The following is a 23403-nucleotide window of genomic DNA, read 5'->3' on the forward strand; positions in this document are numbered from 1 at the left end:
GACCGCGCCTCCGTGTTACTGCATGAACCAGCCGTGACTGACGACGAACGACTGCCCGGTGAACGCGGCCGTCGGGAACGCGGACAGGAACAGCACCGTCTGCGCGACGTCCTCGACCGTCGTGAACACGCCGTCGACGGTGCCGCCGAGCATCACGCGCTTCACCACGTCCTCTTCGCTGATGCCGAGTTCCTTCGCCTGCTCGGGAATCTGCTTGTCGACGAGCGGCGTGCGCACGAACCCCGGACACACGACATGCGAGCGCACGTTGTGCTTCGCGCCTTCCTTCGCGAGCACGCGCGCGAGGCCGAGCAGCGCGTGCTTCGCGGCGACGTACGCGGACTTCAGCGGCGACGCCTCGTGCGAATGCACCGAGCCCATGTAGATCACGACGCCGCCGCGATCGTCCTTGTACATGTGCTTCAGCGCGGCCTTCGTCGTGAGGAACGCGCCGTCGACGTGGATCGCCTGCATTTTCTTCCAGTCGGAAAACGCGTAGCTTTCAATCGGATTGACGATCTGGATGCCGGCGTTCGAAATCAGGATGTCGACCGAACCCAGTTCGGCCGCCACGCGGTCGATGCCCTGGTTCACCGCGTCTTCGCTGGTGACGTCCATCGCGACGCCGATCGCCTTGCCGCCCGCCTTGTTGATCTCTTCGGCAACCGCGTTCGCGCCGTCCTGGTTCAGGTCGGCGATCGCGATGGCCGCACCGGCCTGCGACAGCGTAAGCGCGATCTGCTTGCCGATGCCGCTTGCCGCGCCGGTGACGACCGCGACCTTGCCATCGAGTTTCGAATTCAGGGTGAGTGACGACATCGAGACCTCCTTGCGATAGATGGGATGACACCTCGACGCGCGCGCGCCGTCAACCTGGCCGGTCAGCCTATGCCGTCCGGTCGAATGCCGCGCCGCGGCCAACCGCGCTATTGTGCATGAAGCGACCCGCATCCTGCGTGAATCTCTGCCGACGAACGGCAAACGGCGGACAGCGGCGGTACCATCGGGCTTCATCTCAAGGAGGCGTTCATGAATTATCGGAGACTGGGCCGCTCGGGCCTGCAGGTAAGCGAACTGTCGATCGGCTCGTGGGTCACGTACGGCAACCAGGTCGACCGGAGCGTGGCGCGGGAATCGCTGGCGGCCGCGCGCGACGCGGGCGTCAACTTCTTCGACAACGCCGAGGTGTATGCGGGCGGCCAGTCGGAAGTCATCATGGGCCAGGCGCTGAAGGATCTCGGCTGGCCGCGCATCAGCTACGTCGTGTCGACGAAGTTCTACTGGGGCTTGAACCAGGCGCCGAACCAGTATCACACGCTGAACCGCAAGTATCTGCTAAACGCAATCGACGGTTCGCTGCAGCGGCTGCAACTCGATTACGTCGACCTCGTGTTCTGCCATCGGCCCGACCCGGCGACGCCGGTCGAGGAAACCGTGTGGGCGATGAGCGACATGATCGCGCGCGGCAAGGCGCTGTACTGGGGCACATCGGAATGGAGCGCCGACGAGATCCGCGCCGCGTGGGAAATCGCGGAACGGCATCATCTGCACAAGCCGGTGATGGAGCAGCCGCAATACAACCTGTTCCACCGCCGCCGCGTCGAGCAGGAATACCGGCGGCTCTACGAGGACATCGGCCTCGGCCTCACCACATGGAGCCCGCTCGCGTCGGGCCTGTTGACCGGCAAGTATCGCAGCGGCGTGCCACAGGGCAGCCGCGCGCAGTTGCAGGGTTATGACTGGCTGCGCAACGAGTTGACCAACGCGGACAAGAACGAGATCGTCGGCAAGCTCGCGGGCATTGCGGACGCGCTCGGCTGCACGGTCGGGCAACTGGCGATCGCGTGGATCCTGAAGAACCCGAACGTCAGCACGGTGATTACCGGCGCATCGAACGTCGAGCAGATCGCGCAGAACATGAAGGCCCAGGAAGTCGCCGACAAGATCACGCCGGACGTGAAGGCGCAGATCGAACTGGTCGTCGGCGACGCGGACGACTGATCCGGGCGCCGCGCCAACCCGGGCCGCCGGTTGCGTAGCGTACGGTCGCGTACAATACGCGGCCTCTCCGGCGCGGCGGCCATCACCGCCGCGCGACGGCGTCATCCGTTCATCCCGACACCCGGTCCTGCCATCATGCTGAGTTATCGCCACGCCTTTCACGCAGGCAATCATGCCGACGTCCTGAAGCACGCCGTCGTCGTGCAACTGCTGCGCTATCTCGGCAAGAAGGACAAGGCGTACTGGTACATCGACACGCACGCGGGCGCGGGCGCGTATGCGCTGCACGAGGGTTACGCGACCAGGACCGCCGAGTTCGAAACCGGCATCGGCAAGCTGTGGGCGCGCAACGATCTGCCGCCGGCGCTGGCCGAATACGTGGACGAAGTCGCCGCGCTGAACGCGGACGGCGAGCTGCGTTTTTATCCTGGCTCGCCGTATCTCGCATGGCGGCTGATGCGCGAGCAGGACCGCATGCGGCTGTTCGAACTGCACAGCACGGAGATCGACGTGTTGCGCCAGCGTTTTCATGACGCGGGCCGGCGCGTGATGCTGTACGCGGGCGACGGCTTCGAAGGCATCAAGGCGCTGCTGCCGCCGCCGCCGCGCCGCGCGCTGGTGCTGATCGACCCGTCGTACGAGGACAAACGCGATTACGCGCACACGCTCGCCTGCGTCGAGGAATGCCTGAAGCGCTTCTCGACCGGCACGTATGCGATCTGGTATCCGCAGGTCACGCGGCCGGAATCGCAGCGTTTTGCAGATCAGCTAAAACGCCTGCAGGACAAGAACTGGCTGCACGCGACGCTGACCGTCAGCGAGCCGCCGAAGGACGGCTACGGGCTGTACGGCAGCGGCATGTTCGTCCTGAATCCGCCGTACACGCTCGCGGCGACGATGAAAGAAACGCTGCCCTGGCTCGTCGACGCGCTCGGGCAGGACAAGGGCGCGCAGTTCAAGGTCGAGTACCGCGGCGACTGACGGCCGCCCGCCCCGTCACTGCGGCGGCGTGGGCCGCGGACGCGGGCGCGAATGAGATGGCGACGACGGAGACGACGGTTTCGTCGGCCGGCCGCCGCCCGCGCCCGGCACTTCGACATAAGGCGCAACGATCAGCGGCGGCGACGCATCCGGCGCGAGTTCCGCCGGTCGCGCCGCACGCTGCGCTTCGACCATCGGCGCATGCGACAACGGCGCGTTCTGCAGCACCACTCCGGACTGCCCGTCGCTGATTCCGTGCTGCGTATCGAGCACGAGCGGCTGACGATCCGCCGCGCTGACGGAACTGAACGCAGCCCCGCACGCGATCGTACAAACCGCGAGCGACATCACGCGCGACACACAACGGATCGAGATCATCGGCAAGCCCCGTGGATGGCGCCGTCATCGGGTGGACGGCTCTTGTCTCAAAAAGCACTTTACCTTACCGCAGTGGCAAGCTTCAGACTTTTGCGTGACGCTTCGGGGTCCACAAGGCCCGGAACGCGGGTACCGGAAACGACAAAGCCCCGCAATGCGGGGCCTGGGCGGTGAAACGGCCGCACCGGGGGGTGCGGCTGGACTGCCGGATTACAGCGAGAAGCCGCTCGATTCGAGCGAGCGGATACGCTGTTCGAGCTGCACGATGTCGGTCGACGAGGCGAGCCACGCTTCACGGCGGCGGGCTTCGGCGGTTTCGAACCAGGTGCTCAGCTTTTCCAGAACGTACGCAAACATGATGAGGTTCTCCAAGGACCAATAGGCATCCCCGGGCGATTCGGACTTCGTATCAGGGATTTCCCTAATCAGGGATAACCCGAAGTATAGCGATCCAGGCACGATTTGCCAGTGAATTGCCCGAATGGAGTGCATTCCAAACTGGAATGGTGCATGCGCCCACGGAAGGCAATCCACTGATTCGACAACGAAAATCGGCGTCGCCCGCCAGCAGGCACCCGGATCGCACACTCATTTGCACCAATATGACGCATCCCGCCCATCCAAACTGTTGCAAGGACCCCTCGCTTCCGCCGACGGTGTCACGCATGCGCCGCGTGCCGGTCCTTTTCGACCGGCTCGGGATCGGCGAGGCGTTCGATGATCGGGCAGTCCGGCCGGCCGTCGCCGTGGCAATGGGACGCGAGATGCGAGAGCGTGTTGCGCATCTGCGTCAGTTCCGCGATCCGCTGGTCCAGTTCCTCGACATGCTGAAGCGCGATCGCCTTCACCTCCGCGCTGGCGCGCGACCGGTCGTGCCACAGCGCGAGCAGGCGCCGGATGTCCTCGACCAGAAACCCGAGCCGGCGCGCCTGGCGGACGAAACGCAGCGAATGCACCTCCTCCATCCCGTACACGCGATAGCCGGACGCGGTGCGCCCCTTCGGCGTCAGCAGCCCGACGCTCTCGTAATAACGAATCATTTTCGCGGTGACGCCCGACGCGCGCGCCGCTTCGCCGATGTTCATCGTGTTGCCCTCTGCGGTTGGACCGATGCGGCGATCGTACACCTTCCCATCATGGGAAGCTCCAGCGCCTCGCCGGCAACCGGCTGGCATAATCGGCTACGCTCGCCATCGCGCGCTGCGTAGTCACTTACTTTCAAAGGAAGACCAACGATGATCCAGTTCAACGTGGAAGGCATGAGCTGCCAGCATTGCGTCGCGGCCGTCACGCGCGCGATCCACGAACGCGACGCCGCCGCGCAGGTGCAGGTCGATCTGCCTGCCGGCCGCGTGAGCGTCGAGTCGAGCCAGTCCGCCGACGTGCTGAAGGCCGCGATCGACGACGCCGGTTACACGGTCGTCGGCACGGCCGGCGCGTGAGCGGCGGCCCCGCCATGTTCAAGGTCGCCGTGATCGGCGCGTCCGGACTGCTCGGGCGCGCGATCGTCGACGAACTGGCCGCGACGACCGGCTGGCAACTCGCGCAGACTGCGTTCCGGCGCGCCGGCCCGCATCAGACGACGCTCGACGTGCGCGACGCGCAGGCGGTGTCGCGTTACGTCGAGCACGAAGCGCCGGACGCGATCGTAATCGCCGCAGCGGAACGCCGGCCGGACGTCTGCGAGCAGAACCCGGACGCGGCGCGCGCGCTGAACGTCGACGCGGTGCGCAGCATCGCAACGGCCGCGCGGCAACGCGGCGCATGGGTGCTGTCGATCTCGACCGATTACGTGTTCGACGGCACGCAGCCGCCCTATCGCTGCGACGACACGCCGAATCCCCTCAACGCGTATGGCCGCAGCAAGCTCGAAGGCGAGCGCGCGCTGCTCGACAGCACGGACGCCGGCCTGGTGCTGCGCCTGCCGCTGCTGTACGGACCGATCGTGGACTGGAGCGAATCGGCGGTCACGAGCCTCGTGCCGGCGATCGCCGCATCCGCTCGCGCGAACGCCGCGCCGGCCATGATGGACGCATGGGCGACCCGCTACCCGACCTTCACGCCGGACGTCGCGTTCGTGATCCGCGAACTGCTCACGCGATATGCGGACGGAAACCCGGTCTGCGGCATCGCGCAGTGGTCCGGCGACGAGCCGATGACGAAATACGACATCGCGCAACAACTCGCCGGTGCGCTAGGCCTGAACGCGCGACTCGTTCCACTGCCGGCGCCGGCCGACGCGACGCCGCGCCCGCGCGACTGCCATCTCGACGCGAGCCGGCTCGAAACGCTCGGCATCGGCCGACGGACGCCGTTTAACGTCGCGATCCGCGCGGTGCTCGACGCATTTCCGTGGCGCGGCGACGCGCCGACCGCCGAAGGCTGAAGCCGCGAACGCGCGCGAACCGCGCGTTCAATGAAAATTCCGGCTCTCCGTCGCGAGCCGCCCCAACAGCCGGCTGTGATCCTCCAGCCGCTGCGCGACGAGGTGAACCACTTCGCCCTCGCGCTGCACGACGCCGGCGACCGCCATCAGCGACGCGCCCAGCAGTTCCTTGCGCTGCGATTCGACGAGCGCCTCGCGCACGATCACGTTGACCGAGCCGGTTTCGTCCTCCAGCGATACGAAGATCGTGCCGTTCGCGGTCCCCGGACGCTGCCGCACGGTGACGATCCCGCAGACCCGCGCGAGCGTCCCGTGACGGCACTTCGCGAGCTGCGCCGAGGTCTTGAAGCGCTGCTTCGCGAGGCCGCGCCGCAGCAGTTCGAGCGGATGCCGGTTCAGCGTCAGACGCAGGCTCGCATAGTCGGCGACGATCTCCGCGCCTTCGGACGCGCGCGGCAGCGCAAGCGGCGCCTCCGCAATCGGCGCGTCGCGCAGCAGCGCCGGCACCGCGTGCTGCGCGGTCACCGCCCACCATGCCTCGCGGCGATGGCCGGCGATGCTCGCGAGCGCGTTCGCCGCCGCCAGCGCTTCGAGTTCGCGACGCGTGAGCGCCGCACGGCGCGCGAGGTCGTCGACGTCGATGAACGGCGCGAACGCGCGCGCCTGCATCACGCGCTGCGCCGCTTCTTCCGAAAACCCTTTGACGAGACTGAAGCCGAGCCGCACCGCCGGGCCGCCGCGACCATAACGATGCGGCGGCAGCACGACGCGCGCGCGCAGGACGCGCCGAACGTTCGTCACGAGGCGCGGCTTCGGACCGGATATCGCGGCACGCCAGCGCAGCATCTTTTGCATGGCTTCGGCCTGGCGCATACGCGCAGCATCGGCAGCGATACGCACGCCCGGCGCCTCCGGCTGTTCGAGCGTCGATTCCCAGTCGCTGATCGCGATGTCCGGCGCGAGCACCTTCACGCCATGCCGTTTCGCGTCCTGCACGAGTTGCGACGGCGAATAAAACCCGAGCGGCTGACTGTTCAGCAGCCCCGCGAGGAACGCGGCGGGCTCGTAACGCTTCAGCCACGCGCTGTTGTAGACGAGCAGCGCGAAACTCGCCGCATGGCTCTCCGGGAAACCGTAGTCGCCGAAACCCTCGATCTGCTTGCAGATACGATCGGCAAACTCCTCTTCATATCCCTTCTTCATCATCCTTCGCTTCAGGTCCGCCTGATACGGACGCAGATCTCCATCGCGCCGCCATGCGGCCATCGCGCGACGCAGCTTGTCCGCCTCTTCGCCTGAAAAATTGGCGGCCACCATCGCGAGGTGCATCACCTGCTCCTGGAAGATCGGTATGCCAAGCGTGCGTTCGAGCACTGGCCGCAACTCCGGCTTCTCGTACACGACGTCTTCGAGCCCCTGCTTGCGCTTCAGGTACGGATGCACCATGCCGCCCTGGATCGGCCCCGGCCGCACGATCGCCACTTCGATCACGAGGTCGTAATACTTGCGCGGCCGCAGGCGCGGCAACATGCTCTGCTGCGCGCGCGATTCGATCTGGAACACGCCGACCGTGTCCGCGTGACAGCACATCTCGTAGACGGCCGGGTCTTCGGCCGGAATGTCCTGCACGCGAAACGCCGGCAGTCCGCGCCGCAGCGCGACGAACTCCAGCGAACGGCGGATCGCGGACAGCATCCCGAGCGCGAGCACGTCGACCTTCAGCAGACGCAGCGCGTCGATGTCGTCCTTGTCCCACTCGATCACGTAGCGGTCCGCCATCGCCGCATTCTCGATCGGCACGAGCCGCGACAGCTTGTCCTTCGCGATCACGAAACCGCCGACGTGCTGCGACAGATGCCGCGGAAAACCGCGCAGTTCACGCGTGAGCCGCACCAGATGCTGCGTCACGTGCGAGTCCGGCGAGAAACCCGCCTCTTCCAGATGATGCGCGACCGCATCGGGTCCGTCCCACCACTGCTGCGCCTTGCCGATCCGTTCGATCAGCGCCGCGTCGAGCCCGAGCGCCTTGCCGACGTCCTTCACCGCGCTGCGCGTGCGATACGTGATCAGCGTCGCCGCGAGCGCCGCGCGGCGGTTGCCGTATTTCCCGTAGATGTACTGGATCACCTCTTCGCGGCGCTGATGCTCGAAGTCGACGTCGATGTCCGGCGGCTCGTTGCGCGCGCGCGAGATGAAACGCTCGACGAGCATGTTCATCCGCACCGGGTCGATCTCCGTGACCTTCAGGCAATAACAGACCACCGAGTTCGCCGCGGACCCGCGCCCCTGGCACAGAATCCCCTGGCTGCGCGCGAAGCGGACGATGTCGTGCACGGTCAGGAAGTATTTCTCGTACTTCAGTTCCGCGATGATTCCCAGTTCCAGGTTGATCTGCTTTTCCCGCTTTTCGTTCAGACCATCCGGCCAGCGTTCGGCCGCGCCCTGCATCACGAGCGTACGCAGCCACGTGGCCGGCGTCTCGCCCGCCGGCACCAGTTCCTCCGGATACTCGTACGCCAGTTCGTCGAGCGAGAACGTGCAGCGGCGTGCGACTTCGAGCGTCTCCCGCAGCGTGTCGTGCGGATACAGCGACGCGAGCCGCACCCGCGCGCGCAGATGCCGCTCCGCGTTCGGCTCCAGTTCGCGGCCGCATGTGGCGAGCGGCCGGCCGACGCGGATCGCGCTCAACGTGTCCTGCAACGGCTTGCGCGAACGCGCATGCATCAGCACCCCGCCCGTCGCGACGAGCGGCAGGCCGCTGTTCCGCGCGATCAGCCGCAGCGCGTCGATCTGCGTTTCGTCGCTGCCGCCGCACCATAGTTCGAGCGCGAGCCACGCGCGATCCGCGGCAAAACCCGCGAGCCAGCGCGCGCCGCGCAGCGTCTGCGCGAACGTCGCCGCGCGCTGCGGCACCAGCAGCAGCACGCAGTCGCGCAGATGCCGCAGATGCTCGAACTCCGGCTCCGGCGCGGTGAAGTCGGCCGGATGCAGCCGGTAGCTGCCCTTCGCCGCGCGCGAACGCGCGAGCGTGATCAACTCGCACAGATTGCCGTACCCTTCGCGGTTCATCGCGATCGCGACCAGCGTGCAGAACGGTTTGCCATCCTGATCGACCAGGCTCAACTCGCTGCCGATCAGCAGATGCAGCGCCGGCGCGAGCGGCGCAATCGCGGCGGCGGCCGCTTCGCCGCCCTGCTCGCGCGCCGCGTTCACCGCGTCCGCATGCGCGTTGCGGCGCGCCGCCTCATGCTCCTTCAGCGCGCTGTGCGCGCGAACCACGCCGGCAAGCGAGCATTCGTCGGTGATCGCGAGCGCACGATAACCATGCTCGCTCGCCTGCTCGATCAGTTCGCCCGGATGCGACGCGCCGCGCAGGAACGTGAAGTTCGTCAGGCAATGCAGCTCCGCGTAATCGGGCAGCCCCCCGAACGACGATGACGGCGCGGCGCGTGGCGGATCGGATAAGGACATGACGGTCAGCCGAACAGCCCTTGCAGATACCACTGCCCGCCGATGCGCTCGCGGTACACCCAGAACATGCGGCCCTGATCGTCGGCGGCGACGTAGTAGTCGCGGCCGACGCCGTCGCCGTCCCACCAGCCCGACTCGACACGCTCGGCACGCGTGAGCGTCTTCAAGGGACGTCGATAGACCGGCCGGTCGCCGCGCGTCGCGAGCTTCAGCGGCCGTTCGAGCAGCCACGCCGGACGCGGCTGCGACGGCAGCGGCACGTCGGGCAGATCGAGCGTCGTTTGCATCGGCGCGGCGGCGGCCGATGAATCATCCTTCGCGTCTTTCGCCTTGCGGCGCGTGCCGGCGCGCCCGCGCCGCGCCGGCGCGCGCCACGCGTCGGCCTGCATCGCATGCTCAGGCCGATGGTCGTCCACGAGCGACAGTTGCAGCACGTTCTGCGGGCCGAGCCGCGCGCCGATGCGCTCGAACAGTTGCGCGAGCGACGCGTCCGACGCTTCGGGCAGCGGAAACAGCGTATCGGTCGGCGCCGCGTATTCGCGCACCTCCGACGCGACGAGCCTCAGCCCGATCACCGGCGCGGCCAGTTCGGTCTGGTTCAGCCGCTCGCGCAACAGCCACAGCAGATGGTCGGCGTCGCGCGACGGCGCGGCCCAGCCGATCGTCAGGCTCGACGTGCGCGCGCCCCCGAGGGGATCCGCATGCCGCGACGCCAGTTCGTGTTCGAGCCGCAGTTCGAACGCGCTGACCGCCGCATGCTGCGCGGCGAGCCAGCCGGCCAGTTGCATCACGAGCCGGCGCGCGGCGAACAGCAGCGCCTCCGCGCTGTCGACGCGCGCCTGCAATTCGAGCGCCGCCTGGAACGACGGCGGCGCGCGGAACGATTCGCGCGGATCCGGATGCTCGCCGTACGCCTGCGCGAGCCACGTCAGCACGCCGTCGCCGAAACGCCGCACGACGCCCTCGCGCGGCAGACGCCGCAAATCCGCGAGCGTCGCGCAGCCGATCTGCAGCAGCGCGTTATCGTGCTGCGCCGCGAACGGCGCGAGCGATACCGGCAGCGCATCGAGCACGCGCGGCAGCGTCTTGTCCTGCACCACATGCCAGCGACGCGGCGTGCGCTGCGCGTGCGACTGCGCGAGCAGCCACGCGCCCCAGGCGGTCGGCGCGCACGCGATCCGCGCCACGTGCCCGCAATCGGCCACCGTCGCCGCGACCTTCGCGAGCAGCGCGCGTATGCCGCCAAAGAGACGCAGCCCGGAGCCGACTTCCAGCAGCAGCGTGTGCGATTCCGCGAACGACAGCTTCGGCGTATACGCGAGCAATGCGAGCGCGAGCGCCTCGAATGCCTGCTGCTCGCGAGCCGGATCGGGATTCAGCAGCACCAGATCCGGCGCGAGCGCGAGCGCATGCGAGCGCGTGCAGCCCGCGCTCACGCCGAGGCCGAGCGCGTCCAGATCGGGGATCAGCACGCGCGACGGGTCGGCCAGCGCGTAGCAGCGCGGCGCGGACGGCACGGCGCACCCGGCGTGCGCGCCGGATGCGTCAGACGGGAACCCGTGTTCCGGCGAGGCCGGCGACGACATCGGCGACATCGAATGCGGCACTGGCGGCCTCACGGCCTCCAGCGGCAACAGCGGCAAGGTGACGGCGATCCACAGCATGATTGGTCCCGGACGGCGGCCGCTCGTCGGACGATGCGGCCGGGTCCGGCAGCACCGCGTCCTGCAGCGGCAGCATGACGTTGAGCGGTTGTGCGAGCGGCGGCCCGCGGCGCTTGAAAATATCGACGGACAACGCGGTGTGCTGCATCCATCGACGCCGGCTGACCGTGCCGTCGGCGGGCGGCGGCACCGGTGTGCAGACCATCCGCAGCGGCGCCGGCGACGACTGGCCGCGCGCGGCCGGCGGCCGGATCAGGAACGCGAGCGCCTGCGAATCCTGCGCGACGACCTGCAGACGCCGCACCGCATCCGCGCGCGCCTTCGGCAGCCAGACCAGCACCGCGCCGATGCCGTCCTGCTTCAGCGCCTGCTCGGCGACCCACGGCGCGTCGCCGTCGCCCGCGCGAACCCAGACCACCCGGTCGAGCGCGATCCCCCACGCGTGCAGTGCGCACGCGTACGGCTGCCACGGCGGCGCGACCAGCAGCGCATGACGGCCGGACTGCGCGGTCAGCACCTTCAGCGCGGGCGCGAGCAGCCGCATCTCGCCGATGCCGCCGTGCTCGACCAGCAGTTCGGTCAGGCTGCCGGCGGGCCAGCCGGCGCCGGGCAGCAGCGCGTCGAGCGCCGGATGCCCGCTCGACACCGCGCGGGCGCCCGCATGGGCGAGCTGGTCGCCCTGCCAGACCCGGCTTTGCAGCCGGGACGGAAGCGTGGTCGCAAGCTGGATTGCCGCCGCCATGATTGCGTTCTGTCAAAAAGGGAATAACCCGCCGTCCCCGCGATGGAAAACGGGGTACGACGGGAGTGTCAGCCGGCGCCGTATACGACGTCGGAAGCTGTATATTTATACAGTATTTTGTGAGGGTTCGGGAAGGAAGATTCGGCGGGGTCGGCGGGGAGCCCAACGGCGCGGACGGTGTCCTGGTTCGCGTGCCTGGCGCAGCGGCGTGGGCGTCGCTCGCGCGCCGGCCGGCGTGCCGATGGACATGGCGGCGGCGCGCGGCGCGACTGGTTCGTTAGACGAGATCCGGCGACATCGCGGCCAGCAGCACCGCCGTTTCGTCGCCGTGGTGCTCCCGGCTCGCGAACCACCACAGCGCGCCTTTCTTCAGCGACAGGCCGCGCGTGGCGTCGCCGTGCAACAGCCGCGCGGCAACCTCGCCCAGCGTCGGCTGATGCCCGACCACGACGACCGTCGGCGCAACGCCGTGCGACCAGCCGGCCGCGGCAAGCACCTGATCGGCGCTCGCGCCGGGCGCGATCTCGCGGACGACGCGGTACTGGTCGGTCAGCGCCTCGGCGGTCTGGATCGTGCGCGCGGCGGGGCTGACGAGGATCACCGCGTCGTCTTCGAGACGCGGGCGCAGCCACTTCGCGACGTGCTGCGCCTGCTTGCGGCCTTTGGTCGTCAACTGACGGGCGAGATCGTTGGCGGCGGTGTCTTCGGCTTCGGCATGGCGCCAAAGAATCAGGTTCATCGACGTCTCCTCGGAAGATGCGGTACGGCGCGACACAACACGGCCGCGCCCGCTCAGAGCCACCCGCATGTTGCGCGCCCGGCCGACGCTCCGCAAGCCGGCGCGACGCCGATTTGACTGGAGATGCTCTGCCCCGATACAATCCCGGATTCGTCGGAGCGTAGCGCAGCCTGGTAGCGCATCTGATTTGGGATCAGAGGGTCGTAGGTTCGAATCCTATCGCTCCGACCAGGGAATCGAGGGGTTACAAGCCATAAACTTGTAACTCCTTTTTGTTTCTTACTCGGGCCCAACTCGATCAACGCAACGTGTGTGGGCTACAACACCGCACGTTGCGCAAATAACATTGGAAGCAGTTGGAAGCAGCCAAAGGCGCTCGCTTTCGCAAGAAATTGCGCGCTGCCAGATCTTGTCACGATAGAGACGCGATCCTCGTTCGCCCTTCAGTGATCCAGCCAGTTTCAGACGGTCGAATGCCGGACTGACGCCCGATGCGAACGACGGTTGATGGCCAGGCAGCGGCCGATGGGTAATCGCCGTCCGGCCGCGCCTGCGTTCACACTTCGGTCTGCCCTGCCCTCTCACGCGCGTCGTCGACTTCGATGACCGGAAGGTAACGCATCGACCGTGCATGATGTTTGGGCGCATTTTGTTGCGCGCGCCCTGATGCCTCATATGCGGTAGAGGCCTCGTGCCCGGGCTTTGCCTGCCGGCGTCGCCTTTAACCGCGCGTGTCGATCCAGTTGCGGGCCCAGCGTGTCGAGTGCTGCAGCGCCTGCTCTTCACTCGTGAAGTAATCGAGCGAATAGAACTGGTAGCGGCCTTCGGCGCGCGCGTCAGTGCGTTCGAGCAGCAGGTTGGATGAAAAACTACCGTCGGGCGAACGATGCGCCGATGGCTGGACGGCATAGCCGTTGTATTGCTGAATCGGGTTGTTCTGCATTTTAATTTTTAATTTTAATGATGTTCGAGTGCGCGCGCGCCGTGCGAAATGAGCATGCGTACGCCGATTCAAAGCCATTGCAGGCCGAATCTGAAGCAGTCGGAAACGAAAAATGGGCGTTGCCGCCAGGGGGGAGTGAAGCGCAACGAGGCGTGTGGCGCCTGGCAAGCTGCTGAATAAACAGACGCCGCCAGCAGCCATCACGCCCACTTTGGGAGACAAGGCTCCGCGAGGGTGTCGCTGCAACCCGGCGTCCGTCGCGGGAGGCCGGGTCCTTCAAACTTACAGCGGCGTGATGTTAGCCGCTTGCAGACCCTTCGGGCCTTGCTTCGTTTCGAAGCTTACCTTCTGGTTTTCTGCCAGCGTCTTGAAGCCGTCGGACCTGATTTCGGAGAAGTGAGCGAACAGATCGTCGCCGCCCTTGTCCGGGGTGATGAAGCCAAAGCCCTTGCTGTCGTTGAACCACTTGACGGTACCGGTATCCATGAAAAATCCTTGAGGAAAAAATTACGAAGATTTGCTCTGTTGAAGAGCGCGTGAAGTGTCAAGGAGAGAGAGGACAACGAATACCGCTGAGAAGCGAGCAATTGATGAACAGCAATCGAACTTCTTGAACTTCAGACGACACAGTAATCGTCGGATGGTACCAGCGTCAATAGCTATCTTGTAACTGTTTCGCCAGGCGGTCAGTTTTGCGGACGAAACGATGCGGTCCTGCCAGGCCGCGCGCCCTGTCTGGCAGGGTGCACGGGTTAGACAGCCTTATGCGGTCGGTGACGCTGAATGCCTCGTTGTCATCATTCGAGTCGTAGTGATGTCAATGTACTTTCCCGAATCCAACGGCCAAAGATCCTTCAGTCGCGGAGCGTGCACACCGCATATCGACGCCCGGCCCGCGACAGCACAACCACCGTCCCGCGTGGACTCATCCCCGATCCGGCAACGTGATCGCCGGCACCCCCGCGGACTGCCGGCCGGCCGCATCCGCGCTTCGCTCGGAAAGATAACGCGCCGGCGGCTTGCCGACCGCCTTGCGGAACATGGTCACGAACCCGCTCGCGCTTTCATAGCCGAGGTCGAGCGCGACGGTCTGCACGCTGTCGCCTTTCGTCAGCCGCTGGAGCGCGAGGATCACATGCATCTGCCGACGCCAGTGGCCGAAGCTCATGCCGAGTTCCTGGAGCAGCAGCCGGCTCATGCTCCGCTCGCTCATGCCGATATGGCTCGCCCATTCGCCCGACGTGGACTTGTCGGCGGGATCGGCCAGCAGCCGCTGCGCGAGCCGCCGCAGCCGCCGGTCGCGCGGCATCGGCAGGTGCAGGTCTTCCACCGGCGCCGCCGCCAGTTCGTCGAGCAGCGTGGCGACCAAACGGTCCTCGCGTCCGCCCTGCGGATATAACGCGGGCAAACCGGCCGCCGCCATGAGCAGTTCCCGCAGCAGCGGATGGATGGCGATCGTGCAGCAGCTTTCGGGCATGTCCGGCGCGGCGTCCGGTTCGACGAACAGGCAATGGCATTCGGTCTCGCCCGACCCTCTCGCCGAATGCGGGACGCCGCCCGGAATCCACACCGCACACTGCGGCGGCACGATCCACACGCCGTCTTCGATCTCGCAATTGAGCACGCCGCGCACCGAATAAAGCAGTTGCGCCTTGCGATGCTTATGCCGCGCGCGCTCCCAGTCCTTCGAGACCGCCACGCCAGTGAGGGCGAAAACCGGCCGGGGAACGCCGTCGACGTCGTCGTCCATCGCGGGGTCAACAGGAATATCAGTAGGGATAGCGGTACGCATCGGGCAGGTTCGGGTCCGGGAAGTCGCGTGGCCTGGCTGAAATGAAAAATATTATGACCAGGTTGTGCAATGACGTCGAGCCTTCCGCTCGGTATCGTGGGCGCTATCGAACCCGTCGTCCGCCTCACGATTATCAGGAATCTGAACCATGCTGATCGATCCCGCCGATTTCCCGTTTGTCTGGATGCGCATGAACGCGCAACCCATCGACCGCACGACCTACGCATTCGCCGCGTTCGACGCCCTGCTCGCGCGCCGGCGGCCGTTCGTCTTTCTGAACGACGAAGGGCTTGGCGACAGCCGGCCCGAACGCTCGCCCGACGAACTGAAAGAGGCGTCGCTGTGGATGAAGCAGCACCGGAGCGACCTGCAAGCCTTCGTCAAGGCGGCGATTTTCATCGAGCCGGATACGGAAAAGCGTCGGGCGAACGAGCCGTTCACATCGGTCTACGAGCGGTTCTGGGGATATCCGATGCGCATCGTTGCATCGACCGACGATGCAATCGGTATTGCGCGGCAATTGCTGAACGAAGCGAGCGGGCATTCCGGCTGAGCCGAAGCGCTGAATCGCGGCTCCTCATCCCGCAACGGGCAAACGGTTTTGCTCGTCCGTTGCGGCGCGCTTCGCCCGTCGTCCGGCGGCCCAACGCCGCGCCAGCAAGCCGCGGTTCGATAAAACAACCGCCAGCAAGCCCGTCACCCCGCCGTCCCCTGGCACCGCTGGGCTGACGGCGAATGCCGACCGCCCCGAAAGCCGCTCGACAACCCCAACGCACTTTTGCGCATCACTTCGCGCACCAGGAGATTCGCCATGGACCGGTTCCTGGCCATGCAGGTATTCACGCGCGTCGTCGACGCCAGCAGTTTCACGCGCGCCGCGGAAGCGCTCGACATGCCGCGCGGCTCCGTCACGACGACCATCCAGCACCTCGAAGCCTGGCTCGGCGTGCGGCTGATGAACCGCAGCACGCGGCGGCTGTCGCTGACGCCGGACGGCGCGGCGTATTACGAGCGATGCGTGCGCATTCTCGCGGACATCGAGGAAACCGAAGCGAATTTTCAGAGCGGCAGCGGATCGCCTCGCGGCAAGCTGCGGATCGCGATGCCCGGCTCGATCGGCAGGCTGCTCGTCATTCCTTCGCTATCCGCGTTCCATGCGCGTTATCCGGACCTCGACGTCCAGCTCGACCTGACCGAACGCGCGGTGGACCTGCTGCAGGAAGGCGTGGATTGCGCGGTGCGCGTCGGCGCGTTGAAGGATTCGTCGCTGGTCGGCCGCCGCCTTGGCCTGCTCGACGGCGTCACCTGCGCGTCGCCCGATTATCTGAAGCGCGAAGGTTGCCCGCGCGCGCTCGACGATCTCGCGCATCACTATTGCGTCGGTTATTGCCCGCACCGCGGCGCACGTGCGCCCAGTCTGTCGTTCCTGGTCCGCCGCGAAGAAGTCGAGGTCAAGATGAACGACAGCCTGTCGGTCAACGATTCGGACGCTTATGTCGCGTGCGGACTCGAAGGGTTCGGCATCATTCAGCCGCCTCGCGTCGTGGCGCTGGGCCATCTGCGCACCGGCGCGCTCGTCGAAGTGCTGCCGGAGCTTCGGCCGGTGCCTGCGCCGGTTTCGATCGTTTATTTGCGCGGCAGGCATCTGCCGCCGAAGGTGCGGGTTTTCGTGGACTGGATCGCGGATCTGTTCGAGCGGTGTCCGCTGTTGAACGGTCGCACGGGCCTCGAAAAAACCGTCCGCCCTGCAACCGCGCTCGATGAACGCGAACGTGAATCGCGGATCGATACGCCGGCGGCCAGCGAACTGTTCGTTTGAGCGATCGACGCATAGGGCAATCACACTGATCCGAGGCGATCGCTGCCGCCCGCTCTCATCGCCCGTCGCATCGAGCGACTAGCGGATTCCCAGTCCAGGCTCGTTTTCGAAAGACTCCGCGAGATAGTCCATCACGGCGCGCACGGTGGTCGAGCGTTTCAGGTCGCGATGAGTCACGAGCCAGATATCCCGCGAAAAGCCGCTTTCCCCGTGATCCAGCCTGACCAGATCGGCATGCGCATCCCCGAGGAAGCAGGGCAAGCCCGCCACCCCGGCGCCTGAACGGACCGCAACGAGGTGGCTGCCGATATCGCTGAGTTCGCAGCCGACCGCGCGTCCGCCCGCCATCCCAAGCAGCCAGTGCTGCTGCGGCATGCTGGCGAACCGCTCGTCGTACGCGATGAAGCGCCAATGATCGGGCGTCGCGAGCACCGGGTAGTCGCGGCTCGCATACAACGCAAACGGCATGCGGCCAATACGGCGCGCAACGTTGCTGGCGTCGGTCGGCCGCGCATGGCGCAGCGCGATGTCGGCCTCGCCGCGACTCAACGAAATCTGCCGCGCCTCCGCCGTCACCGACAGTTGAATACCCGGATACCGGGCCTGGAAATCGGCCATGCGCGGCGCCAGAAAAAACGACGTCAACACCGGCGACGCACTGAGCGTCACCCGGCCGAGCAGCGTGGTCTGACGCGCCTGACTCTGGCGCTCGATCGCGAACGCAGCCCCCTCCATCAGCCTGGCCTGTTCAAAGACCTGCATGCCGGCGGCCGTGATCCTGCACGAACGAGGCAGCCGCTCGACCAGCGGCACGTTCAGTTCCGCCTCCAGCGCCGCGACTCGCCGGCTCACCGTGGCATGGTCCACGTGCAGCGCCCGCGCCGCGCCGGACAGCGTGCCCGCGCGCGCTACGGCAAGGAAGTGCCGGAGATTTTCCCAGTCCGCCATCTGTGCATTTTCTCAACGATGATGTGCGATCTTACGGAATTTACGCGTATCACGCGCCGCTCCACCATCGAGGTTGTTCGTGCTTGAGGAATGGAGCGATATGAAGATGCGACGGGTTTCGCCGCAAGGCACCCTGGTGGCCGCGGCATTCGGGTTTGTCGTCGTGCTGCTCGATGTCAGCGTGGTCAACGTGGCGCTCGATGCGCTGCGCCGGCAATTCGGCACCGAGGTAGCGGGCCTGCAATGGGTGGTTAACGCATACACGCTGGTCTTCGCGGCGCTGCTGCTGAGCAGCGGCGCATTGGGCGACCGCCTGGGTCCGCGCAGAATGTTTCTCTGCGGCCTTGCGCTGTTCACGCTGGCGTCCGCCGCGTGCGGCGGGGCTGCGAGCCTGCGCGTGCTGGTGGCGGCGAGGCTGTTGCAGGGCATCGGTGCGGCGCTGCTGGTGCCGAATTCGCTCGCGATGCTACAGCGCGCGTTCCCCGACAAGGAACGACGCAGCCGCGCCGTCGGCTGGTGGGGGGCGATCGGCGGCATTTCGCTGGCGGCCGGCCCGGTAGTGGGCGGCGCGCTGGTCACGCAGTGGGGCTGGCGCAGCATCTTCCTGATCAACCTGCCCATTGGCTTCGTGGGCATGGGGCTGACCTTGCGTTACGTCCAGACCGACGGCCCAGGCCATGATCGCAGCCTTGACTGGCCCGGGCAGCTCGCAGCGATTCTTTCCCTGGGCGCGCTGACGGCAACGCTCGCGGAAGCCGGCCGCGTCGGGTGGACCAGCGCGTGGGTGACGGGAGGATGGGCACTGACGGTCGCGTGCGTCGCGGCATTCGTCTGGATCGAGTCGCGCGGTCGCTCGCCGATGCTGCCGCTGGAGCTGTTCCGCGCGCCCGGCCTCGCGATTGCGTCGTTATGCGGCGTCATCGTGAACTTCGCATACTACGGGTTGATCTTCGTTTTCAGCCTGTTTTTCCAGATCCAGCAGCACCTGTCGCCGCAACTGACCGGTCTCGCCTTCTTGCCGATGACCGTCGTACTGGTCGCCGTCAACGTGCTGGCGGGCCGGATGATCTCTCGAATCGGCGCGCGGCGATTGATGACGTGCGGCCTCGCGGCCGCGGCTTTCGGTTATCTGTTGCTGCTGCCGGTCCGCGCGGACGGCGCTTATGCGTGGCTCGTCGCGCCAATGCTGCTGGCGGCGAGCGGTATCGCCCTGATCGTGCCGACCATGACCAACGTCACGCTATCGTCGGTGGATGCCACGCGCGCGGGGATCGCTTCCGGCGTGCTCAACGCGGCGCGCCAGGTCGGCGGACTGCTGGGCGTCGCGGTGTTCGGTTATCTGGTGCGCAACACGGACAACCGTGCGTTCATGGCAGGCATGCATCGATCCATCGGCCTCGCTGTCGCACTGCTCGCGATGGGCGCGCTACTCTGCGGGTGGCGACTCGGAGCGGACCAGCAGGCGAGCGATGGAATGCCGAAACAATCACGTCGGCTTCGCCCAGCGAAAGCCGCCACCCCGCTCGAAGAAACGAACCGCCAATGACGATCGGGGAGTTTTGAATCCGCTGCCGATGGACGTGAACCGAATGGCCAGGACAGGCCGCGGATTCAACCGGCCACCCACCCGCTCCATTGACATCGACAGACCCGCATGTCAAAGTGGCCCAGCCCCGTCGAACCAGACGGTCAACCTGAATACGTCCTCCATGTCCCAGGCCACACACCGCGTAATCGCCACCGCCGCAGCATCGCCGGCGGCCGCTCGCCCGTGTGCGCCCGCGTTCTCCGCCGCCACGCCGACGATCCGCATCGTCGGCGGCGTCGCGCCTCCTCCGCCGGCCGCATTCGTCCAGGACTAGTTCGGTCCATCCGGCGGTTTCCGCGCGTCACCTGCCTGCCCTTGATCGTTACGGATCACGGATGCTCGCGCATCCGCGCGGAAGCCTGTTCGTTTCTTCGACAGGTAATCGACATCATGTTCTTTTTCAGAACGGGCTGGGCTTCGCGCAGCTCGACGACTCTTTTCGTGCTGCTCTGGAGCAGCGGAGCGATATTCACCTCGTGGGGGCTCGCTTATGCGTCGCCGCTGGCGTTTCTCGTGATGCGCTTCGCGCTGGCGTTGCTGATCATGCTCGGCGTCGGCATGCGCCGGCGACGATGGCTGCCGGCCAGCGGCACGCGGCTTCGGGTCGGCGCGTCCGGCGCGCTGATGGTCGGCGGCTATTCGATCAACTACTTCATGGCCCTCGCGCACGGCGTCAATCCCGGCGTGATCGGCGTCGTGCTCGGCGTGCAGCCGGTCTTGACGCTTCTGCTGCTGGAGCGGCGGTTTTCGTATCGCCGCGCGCTGGGCCTCGTCGCGGCGCTGGCCGGACTCGTGCTGGTACTGCCCGGCAGCTTCGACCCAACCCACCTACTCGGCGCCGGCACCGGCTTCGCACTGGGCGCATTGCTCTGCATCACCTTCGGGGCGATCCTGCAAAGAGGCATACGGCAGGCGCCGGCGGACGTGCTGCCATTGCAATACGGCATCGCGCTGCTGATGTGCGTCGTGTGCGCGATGTTCCAGCCGTTCACGTTCGAGTGGAACTGGAATTTTATCTGGCCGCTGCTGTGGCTGGCGATCGTCATATCGGTCGTCGCGCAACTGCTGCTCTACGAGCTGATCCGGCATGGCAATCTGGTCAACGTCACCAGCCTGTTTTATCTCGTCCCGGTGGTCACCGCGTTGATGGATTATGTGTTCCTCGGCCATCGGCTGACCGGGTCGGCGCTGGCGGGAACGGCGGTCATTCTGGTCGCGCTGATATCGGTGTTGGCGAAGCCGAAGCCGGCAGCGGACTGAGCGATACCGGGGCCGTTTAGCTAAAAGGCCCGAACCGGCGTCGTGCCGGTTCGGGCTTGCCGCATGGCGCGGACACATTCGGCCGCCGACCCGCTACTGCTACTTACTGCATCGCATATCGCAGCGTGAACAACACCTGCCGCGGGTTGCCGTAGAACGCGCTCCCGGTCCCCTCTATCGACGCGAAATAACGACGATCGAACAGATTGGTCACGTTGACCGCCGCCGACAACTGCCGGTTGACCTGATAACCGAATCGCAGATCGACCGTGGCGAACCCTCCCTGCCTGAGCGTGCCGGTGCCGTCGGTCGCCGAGATGCCGCTCGAAACGTAGGCGCCACCGCCGACGCTGAACGGATGCAGCCTGCCCGGCAACTGATAGTGGGTCCACAGCTTGAACAGATGCTTCGGCGCGATGCTCGAAAAACCGATGCCGGTCGGATTCGTGCTGTTGTCGAGATACTCGGTCTGCGTATAGGTATAGCCGCCGAACACGGACCAGTCGTTCGTGAGCTGCCCGGTGGCCGTCGCCTCGAAACCCTTGCTGCGGGCCTTGCCGGCGGCGATCGAAAACCCTTCGCCGGGGAAGCGCGGATCGGACAGCGCCCGGTTCTTTTCGGTGAGCTGGAACAGCGCCAGCGCGGTGTTCAGCTTGCCGCCGAAATACTCCCCTTTCACGCCGACTTCGTACTGCTCGCCCTCCAGCGGCTTGAGCAGGTTGCCGCTCATGTCGTACGTGCTCTGCGGCTGGAAGATGCTCGTGTACCTCGCGTACACCGAATAGTTGTTGTTGATGTCGTAGATGAGGCCGGCATACGGCGTCACCCGTCCCGAGACGTCGTTATGCCTGCCCGGATCGCCCCAATAGTTCGCGTCGGGGTTCGGCGTGAAGTTCGAGTTCCACCAGCTCACGCGCGCGCCGACGACGAGCGTCAGCGGGTCGGCCAGACTGATCCGCGCGTTGCCGTAAAGGCCGTACTCGTTGCTCGTGGTCGTTTCGTCCGACACCGGGCCGTCGAAGGAAGGCTCGGGCAGGTTCGAAAAGACATTCGCGGGGGAACTGCAGAACGGGTTGTCGGCGGAGCAATAGTCGTTCACGACACGCAGGTTTTCGTGCCGCCAGCTCGCGCCCACGGTCAGTTGATGGGTGCGCCCCAGCAGCCGCACCGGACCGCTCAGCACGGCATCCAGCGACTCCTGGTCGTCCGACTGATGCCACTTCGTGCTCGACGCGGTTCCGTCGTTGGTGGCGGGATCGAGCGGGCCGCCGACCGTTCCGTTCAGCACGTCATCGCGGCTGCCCAGGTAGTTGAACGCCAGCCGCGCATTCCAGCCGCCCGCCAGCTTCTGGTCCAGTTCCGCGAAGGCGGTCGTGTTGAAATAGGTGTTGTCGTTCCACGGCGCGCCCAGATAGGTCGAGCGCGGGAAATCCGGCAGCGTGTAATTCGAATACGACGGCAGCCCCGTCCACATCGCCTTCTGGTCCATTTCGCTGAAACTCGCGCCGACCCGCAGCAGCGTGTCGCGCGTCAGGTCCGCTTCGAGCGTGCCGTACAGCAGCTTGTCGTGCCGCCACGTGCTGTCCTGCATCAGATGCTGGGTCTGCACGTCGCCGACCACCCGGCCGCGCAGCGTGCCGGCTTGATTGAGCGGGCCGCCGACGTCGAGCATCCCGCCGAAGTCGCTATACGTGCCGCCGAACAGCTCGGCATTCGCGCTGAACGTGGACGGCGCGCGCTTCCTGACCAGATTGACCGCGCCGCCCTCGCTGCCGAAGCCGTTCAGAAAACCGTCGGGACCGCGCAGCACTTCCACGCGGTCGAACATCGCGAGATTCGGCGCGACGGACGTGAGGTTCTGCACCGTCGGCACGCCGTCGAGCAGCCACGACGTGACCGGAAACCCGCGCGAATAGAACGTCGTGCGCTCCGAGTCGTCCTGCGCGATGCTGATGCCCGGCGTCGCGCGCATCGCGTCGTTCAGCGTCTGCATGTTCTGCTGCTGGATCTGCTGCTGGGATACGACCGTGACCGACTGCGGAAGCTCGCGCTGCGAAACCGGGAACTTCGAGCCGACCGTCGTCGCCGGATTGACCGAAGCGGCTGCGCGATCGCGTCCGGCGGTGACGGCGACCGGCGCCAGCGTCTGCTCGCCCGCGACCGTCGCCGAAGCGGACGGCTGCGCCACGCGGCGCAGCGACCAGCCGTTGCCCTTGTCTTCCGGCGCGTAGCCGGTGCCGTTCAGCAACGCGTCGAACCCTTCCTGCACCGAATAACGGCCCGACAGCCCCAGGCTGCGGATGCCTTCGAGCGCGGACGGATCGAACGACAGCGGCACGTGCGCCTGCGCGGCGAACTGCGCGAGCACGTCGCCGAGCGGCCCCGGTGCAATCGCGTACGACGCCCGGCCGCTCGTGCCCGCCGGCTGCGCGTGCGCCGCGCCTGCCGGCAGCAGCGCGGCGAGCGTGGTCGCCAGCAGCGCCGACCGCATCGCGACGCCCGCCGTCCTGCGCCATCCGGGCGTCGCCGACGGCTCCGATGAACGGCGCGCCGAACGCGTACGGTTACGGCGGACGGTGCTGGGCCGGATCGAGGTCATGCTGGTTTTCCTTTCGTCAGTGAGCGTGCGTGAAAGCGTGTGGACAGGGCGCGGTTTGCGCGCCTCTATCCGGTACACCGGACGAAACGGAA

General features: G+C 66.5%; 21 protein-coding genes and 1 tRNA gene. 9 read left to right on the plus strand and 13 right to left on the minus strand.

The window, feature by feature from the left end; all coding sequences use genetic code 11:
- Positions 1–15: 15 nt before the first annotated feature.
- Entirely contained in the window at positions 16–819 is an 804-nt protein-coding gene (locus BLV92_RS12230; RefSeq protein WP_090545235.1) for a 3-hydroxybutyrate dehydrogenase, read from the minus strand.
- A 210-nt stretch (positions 820–1029) separates the two neighbouring features.
- Here BLV92_RS12230 and BLV92_RS12235 point away from each other — a divergent pair, with 210 nt between their 5' ends.
- Together BLV92_RS12235 and BLV92_RS12240 are read left to right on the plus strand one after the other, a co-directional pair.
- Entirely contained in the window at positions 1030–2001 is a 972-nt protein-coding gene (locus BLV92_RS12235) for a potassium channel beta subunit family protein (protein WP_090545237.1), read from the plus strand.
- 135 nt (positions 2002–2136) lie between these two features.
- Entirely contained in the window at positions 2137–2982 is an 846-nt protein-coding gene (locus BLV92_RS12240; RefSeq protein WP_090545239.1) for a 23S rRNA (adenine(2030)-N(6))-methyltransferase RlmJ, read from the plus strand.
- A gap of 15 nt (positions 2983–2997) precedes the next feature.
- Here BLV92_RS12240 and BLV92_RS12245 read toward each other — a convergent pair whose 3' ends face one another.
- The 3 genes from BLV92_RS12245 to cueR all read right to left on the minus strand — a co-directional run bounded on the left by BLV92_RS12245 (position 2998) and on the right by cueR (position 4445).
- Positions 2998–3360, minus strand: coding sequence for a hypothetical protein (locus BLV92_RS12245; protein WP_090545241.1), 363 nt, complete (start codon positions 3358–3360; stop codon positions 2998–3000).
- Between the two features lie 210 nt (positions 3361–3570).
- Positions 3571–3717 (minus strand): DUF3563 family protein, encoded by a 147-nt coding sequence (locus BLV92_RS12250; protein WP_090547032.1) that lies wholly within the window; start codon positions 3715–3717, stop codon positions 3571–3573.
- Positions 3718–4019: 302 nt separating this feature from the next.
- A complete protein-coding gene (gene cueR, locus BLV92_RS12255; protein ID WP_090547034.1) occupies positions 4020–4445 on the minus strand; it encodes a Cu(I)-responsive transcriptional regulator in 426 nt (141 codons plus the stop codon).
- Between the two features lie 150 nt (positions 4446–4595).
- Between cueR and BLV92_RS12260 the strand changes: the two genes are divergently transcribed.
- Positions 4596–4802, plus strand: coding sequence for a heavy-metal-associated domain-containing protein (locus BLV92_RS12260; protein ID WP_090545243.1), 207 nt, complete (start codon positions 4596–4598; stop codon positions 4800–4802).
- Between the two features lie 14 nt (positions 4803–4816).
- On the plus strand, positions 4817–5746 hold the full coding sequence (locus tag BLV92_RS12265; protein WP_090545245.1) for a dTDP-4-dehydrorhamnose reductase family protein: 930 nt from the start codon (positions 4817–4819) through the stop codon (positions 5744–5746).
- Between the two features lie 27 nt (positions 5747–5773).
- On the opposite strand, the gene BLV92_RS12270 is transcribed toward BLV92_RS12265, so the two are convergent.
- The 4 genes from BLV92_RS12270 to sixA all read right to left on the minus strand — a co-directional run bounded on the left by BLV92_RS12270 (position 5774) and on the right by sixA (position 12362).
- Complete coding sequence (locus tag BLV92_RS12270) at positions 5774–9217, minus strand: error-prone DNA polymerase (protein ID WP_090545247.1); 3444 nt, start codon at positions 9215–9217, stop codon at positions 5774–5776.
- A 5-nt stretch (positions 9218–9222) separates the two neighbouring features.
- Positions 9223–10881 carry a Y-family DNA polymerase gene (locus BLV92_RS12275; protein WP_143040679.1) on the minus strand — a complete coding sequence of 553 codons (1659 nt, stop codon included), beginning with the start codon at positions 10879–10881 and terminating at the stop codon, positions 9223–9225.
- Positions 10763–11623, minus strand: a complete 861-nt coding sequence (imuA, locus tag BLV92_RS12280) for a translesion DNA synthesis-associated protein ImuA (RefSeq protein ID WP_090545249.1) — start codon at positions 11621–11623, stop codon at positions 10763–10765. Before imuA ends, BLV92_RS12275 begins: the two co-directional genes overlap by 119 nt.
- 277 nt (positions 11624–11900) lie before the next feature.
- Positions 11901–12362, minus strand: coding sequence for a phosphohistidine phosphatase SixA (gene sixA, locus BLV92_RS12285; protein WP_090545251.1), 462 nt, complete (start codon positions 12360–12362; stop codon positions 11901–11903).
- A gap of 154 nt (positions 12363–12516) precedes the next feature.
- Between sixA and BLV92_RS12290 the strand changes: the two genes are divergently transcribed.
- Positions 12517–12593 (plus strand) — tRNA-Pro (locus BLV92_RS12290).
- 490 nt (positions 12594–13083) lie between these two features.
- On the opposite strand, the gene BLV92_RS12295 is transcribed toward BLV92_RS12290, so the two are convergent.
- The 3 genes from BLV92_RS12295 to BLV92_RS12305 form a co-directional block, all read right to left on the minus strand.
- Complete coding sequence (locus tag BLV92_RS12295) at positions 13084–13305, minus strand: hypothetical protein (protein ID WP_090545253.1); 222 nt, start codon at positions 13303–13305, stop codon at positions 13084–13086.
- A gap of 282 nt (positions 13306–13587) precedes the next feature.
- Positions 13588–13791, minus strand: coding sequence for a cold-shock protein (locus BLV92_RS12300; protein ID WP_090545255.1), 204 nt, complete (start codon positions 13789–13791; stop codon positions 13588–13590).
- A 439-nt stretch (positions 13792–14230) separates the two neighbouring features.
- Positions 14231–15055, minus strand: a complete 825-nt coding sequence (locus BLV92_RS12305) for an AraC family transcriptional regulator (protein ID WP_243842647.1) — start codon at positions 15053–15055, stop codon at positions 14231–14233.
- Positions 15056–15245: 190 nt separating this feature from the next.
- On the opposite strand from BLV92_RS12305, the gene BLV92_RS12310 reads away from it, so the two are divergent.
- Positions 15246–15650 (plus strand): hypothetical protein, encoded by a 405-nt coding sequence (locus BLV92_RS12310; RefSeq protein ID WP_090545259.1) that lies wholly within the window; start codon positions 15246–15248, stop codon positions 15648–15650.
- A 258-nt stretch (positions 15651–15908) separates the two neighbouring features.
- Entirely contained in the window at positions 15909–16916 is a 1008-nt protein-coding gene (locus tag BLV92_RS12315) for a LysR family transcriptional regulator (RefSeq protein ID WP_090545261.1), read from the plus strand.
- A 78-nt stretch (positions 16917–16994) separates the two neighbouring features.
- Here BLV92_RS12315 and BLV92_RS12320 read toward each other — a convergent pair whose 3' ends face one another.
- Positions 16995–17864: a LysR family transcriptional regulator gene (locus tag BLV92_RS12320; RefSeq protein ID WP_090545263.1), complete on the minus strand. Its 870-nt coding sequence runs from the start codon at positions 17862–17864 to the stop codon at positions 16995–16997.
- A gap of 79 nt (positions 17865–17943) precedes the next feature.
- Between BLV92_RS12320 and BLV92_RS12325 the strand changes: the two genes are divergently transcribed.
- Both BLV92_RS12325 and BLV92_RS12330 read left to right on the plus strand, forming a co-directional pair.
- Positions 17944–19410, plus strand: a complete 1467-nt coding sequence (locus tag BLV92_RS12325; RefSeq protein WP_244283788.1) for an MFS transporter — start codon at positions 17944–17946, stop codon at positions 19408–19410.
- Positions 19411–19842: 432 nt separating this feature from the next.
- Positions 19843–20712, plus strand: coding sequence for a DMT family transporter (locus tag BLV92_RS12330; protein ID WP_090545267.1), 870 nt, complete (start codon positions 19843–19845; stop codon positions 20710–20712).
- 103 nt (positions 20713–20815) lie between these two features.
- Here BLV92_RS12330 and BLV92_RS12335 read toward each other — a convergent pair whose 3' ends face one another.
- Positions 20816–23203 (minus strand): TonB-dependent siderophore receptor, encoded by a 2388-nt coding sequence (locus tag BLV92_RS12335; RefSeq protein WP_167627037.1) that lies wholly within the window; start codon positions 23201–23203, stop codon positions 20816–20818.
- Positions 23204–23403: the final 200 nt, after the last annotated feature.

The organism is Paraburkholderia caballeronis (assembly GCF_900104845.1).
Lineage (GTDB): Bacteria > Pseudomonadota > Gammaproteobacteria > Burkholderiales > Burkholderiaceae > Paraburkholderia > Paraburkholderia caballeronis.

What these genes read in the sequence shown, in the direction of transcription:
- BLV92_RS12230 (WP_090545235.1), bottom strand. Translation starts at nt 819, where the DNA reads ATGTCGTCACTCACCCTGAATTCGAAACTCGATGGCAAGGTCGCGGTC.
- BLV92_RS12235 (WP_090545237.1), top strand. Translation starts at nt 1,030, where the DNA reads ATGAATTATCGGAGACTGGGCCGCTCGGGCCTGCAGGTAAGCGAACTG.
- BLV92_RS12240 (WP_090545239.1), top strand. Translation starts at nt 2,137, where the DNA reads ATGCTGAGTTATCGCCACGCCTTTCACGCAGGCAATCATGCCGACGTC.
- BLV92_RS12245 (WP_090545241.1), bottom strand. Translation starts at nt 3,360, where the DNA reads ATGATCTCGATCCGTTGTGTGTCGCGCGTGATGTCGCTCGCGGTTTGT.
- BLV92_RS12250 (WP_090547032.1), bottom strand. Translation starts at nt 3,717, where the DNA reads ATGTTTGCGTACGTTCTGGAAAAGCTGAGCACCTGGTTCGAAACCGCC.
- cueR (WP_090547034.1), bottom strand. Translation starts at nt 4,445, where the DNA reads ATGAACATCGGCGAAGCGGCGCGCGCGTCGGGCGTCACCGCGAAAATG.
- BLV92_RS12260 (WP_090545243.1), top strand. Translation starts at nt 4,596, where the DNA reads ATGATCCAGTTCAACGTGGAAGGCATGAGCTGCCAGCATTGCGTCGCG.
- BLV92_RS12265 (WP_090545245.1), top strand. Translation starts at nt 4,817, where the DNA reads ATGTTCAAGGTCGCCGTGATCGGCGCGTCCGGACTGCTCGGGCGCGCG.
- BLV92_RS12270 (WP_090545247.1), bottom strand. Translation starts at nt 9,217, where the DNA reads ATGTCCTTATCCGATCCGCCACGCGCCGCGCCGTCATCGTCGTTCGGG.
- BLV92_RS12275 (WP_143040679.1), bottom strand. Translation starts at nt 10,881, where the DNA reads ATGCTGTGGATCGCCGTCACCTTGCCGCTGTTGCCGCTGGAGGCCGTG.
- imuA (WP_090545249.1), bottom strand. Translation starts at nt 11,623, where the DNA reads ATGGCGGCGGCAATCCAGCTTGCGACCACGCTTCCGTCCCGGCTGCAA.
- sixA (WP_090545251.1), bottom strand. Translation starts at nt 12,362, where the DNA reads ATGAACCTGATTCTTTGGCGCCATGCCGAAGCCGAAGACACCGCCGCC.
- BLV92_RS12295 (WP_090545253.1), bottom strand. Translation starts at nt 13,305, where the DNA reads ATGCAGAACAACCCGATTCAGCAATACAACGGCTATGCCGTCCAGCCA.
- BLV92_RS12300 (WP_090545255.1), bottom strand. Translation starts at nt 13,791, where the DNA reads ATGGATACCGGTACCGTCAAGTGGTTCAACGACAGCAAGGGCTTTGGC.
- BLV92_RS12305 (WP_243842647.1), bottom strand. Translation starts at nt 15,055, where the DNA reads ATGGACGACGACGTCGACGGCGTTCCCCGGCCGGTTTTCGCCCTCACT.
- BLV92_RS12310 (WP_090545259.1), top strand. Translation starts at nt 15,246, where the DNA reads ATGCTGATCGATCCCGCCGATTTCCCGTTTGTCTGGATGCGCATGAAC.
- BLV92_RS12315 (WP_090545261.1), top strand. Translation starts at nt 15,909, where the DNA reads ATGGACCGGTTCCTGGCCATGCAGGTATTCACGCGCGTCGTCGACGCC.
- BLV92_RS12320 (WP_090545263.1), bottom strand. Translation starts at nt 17,864, where the DNA reads ATGGCGGACTGGGAAAATCTCCGGCACTTCCTTGCCGTAGCGCGCGCG.
- BLV92_RS12330 (WP_090545267.1), top strand. Translation starts at nt 19,843, where the DNA reads ATGTTCTTTTTCAGAACGGGCTGGGCTTCGCGCAGCTCGACGACTCTT.
- BLV92_RS12335 (WP_167627037.1), bottom strand. Translation starts at nt 23,203, where the DNA reads ATGCGGTCGGCGCTGCTGGCGACCACGCTCGCCGCGCTGCTGCCGGCA.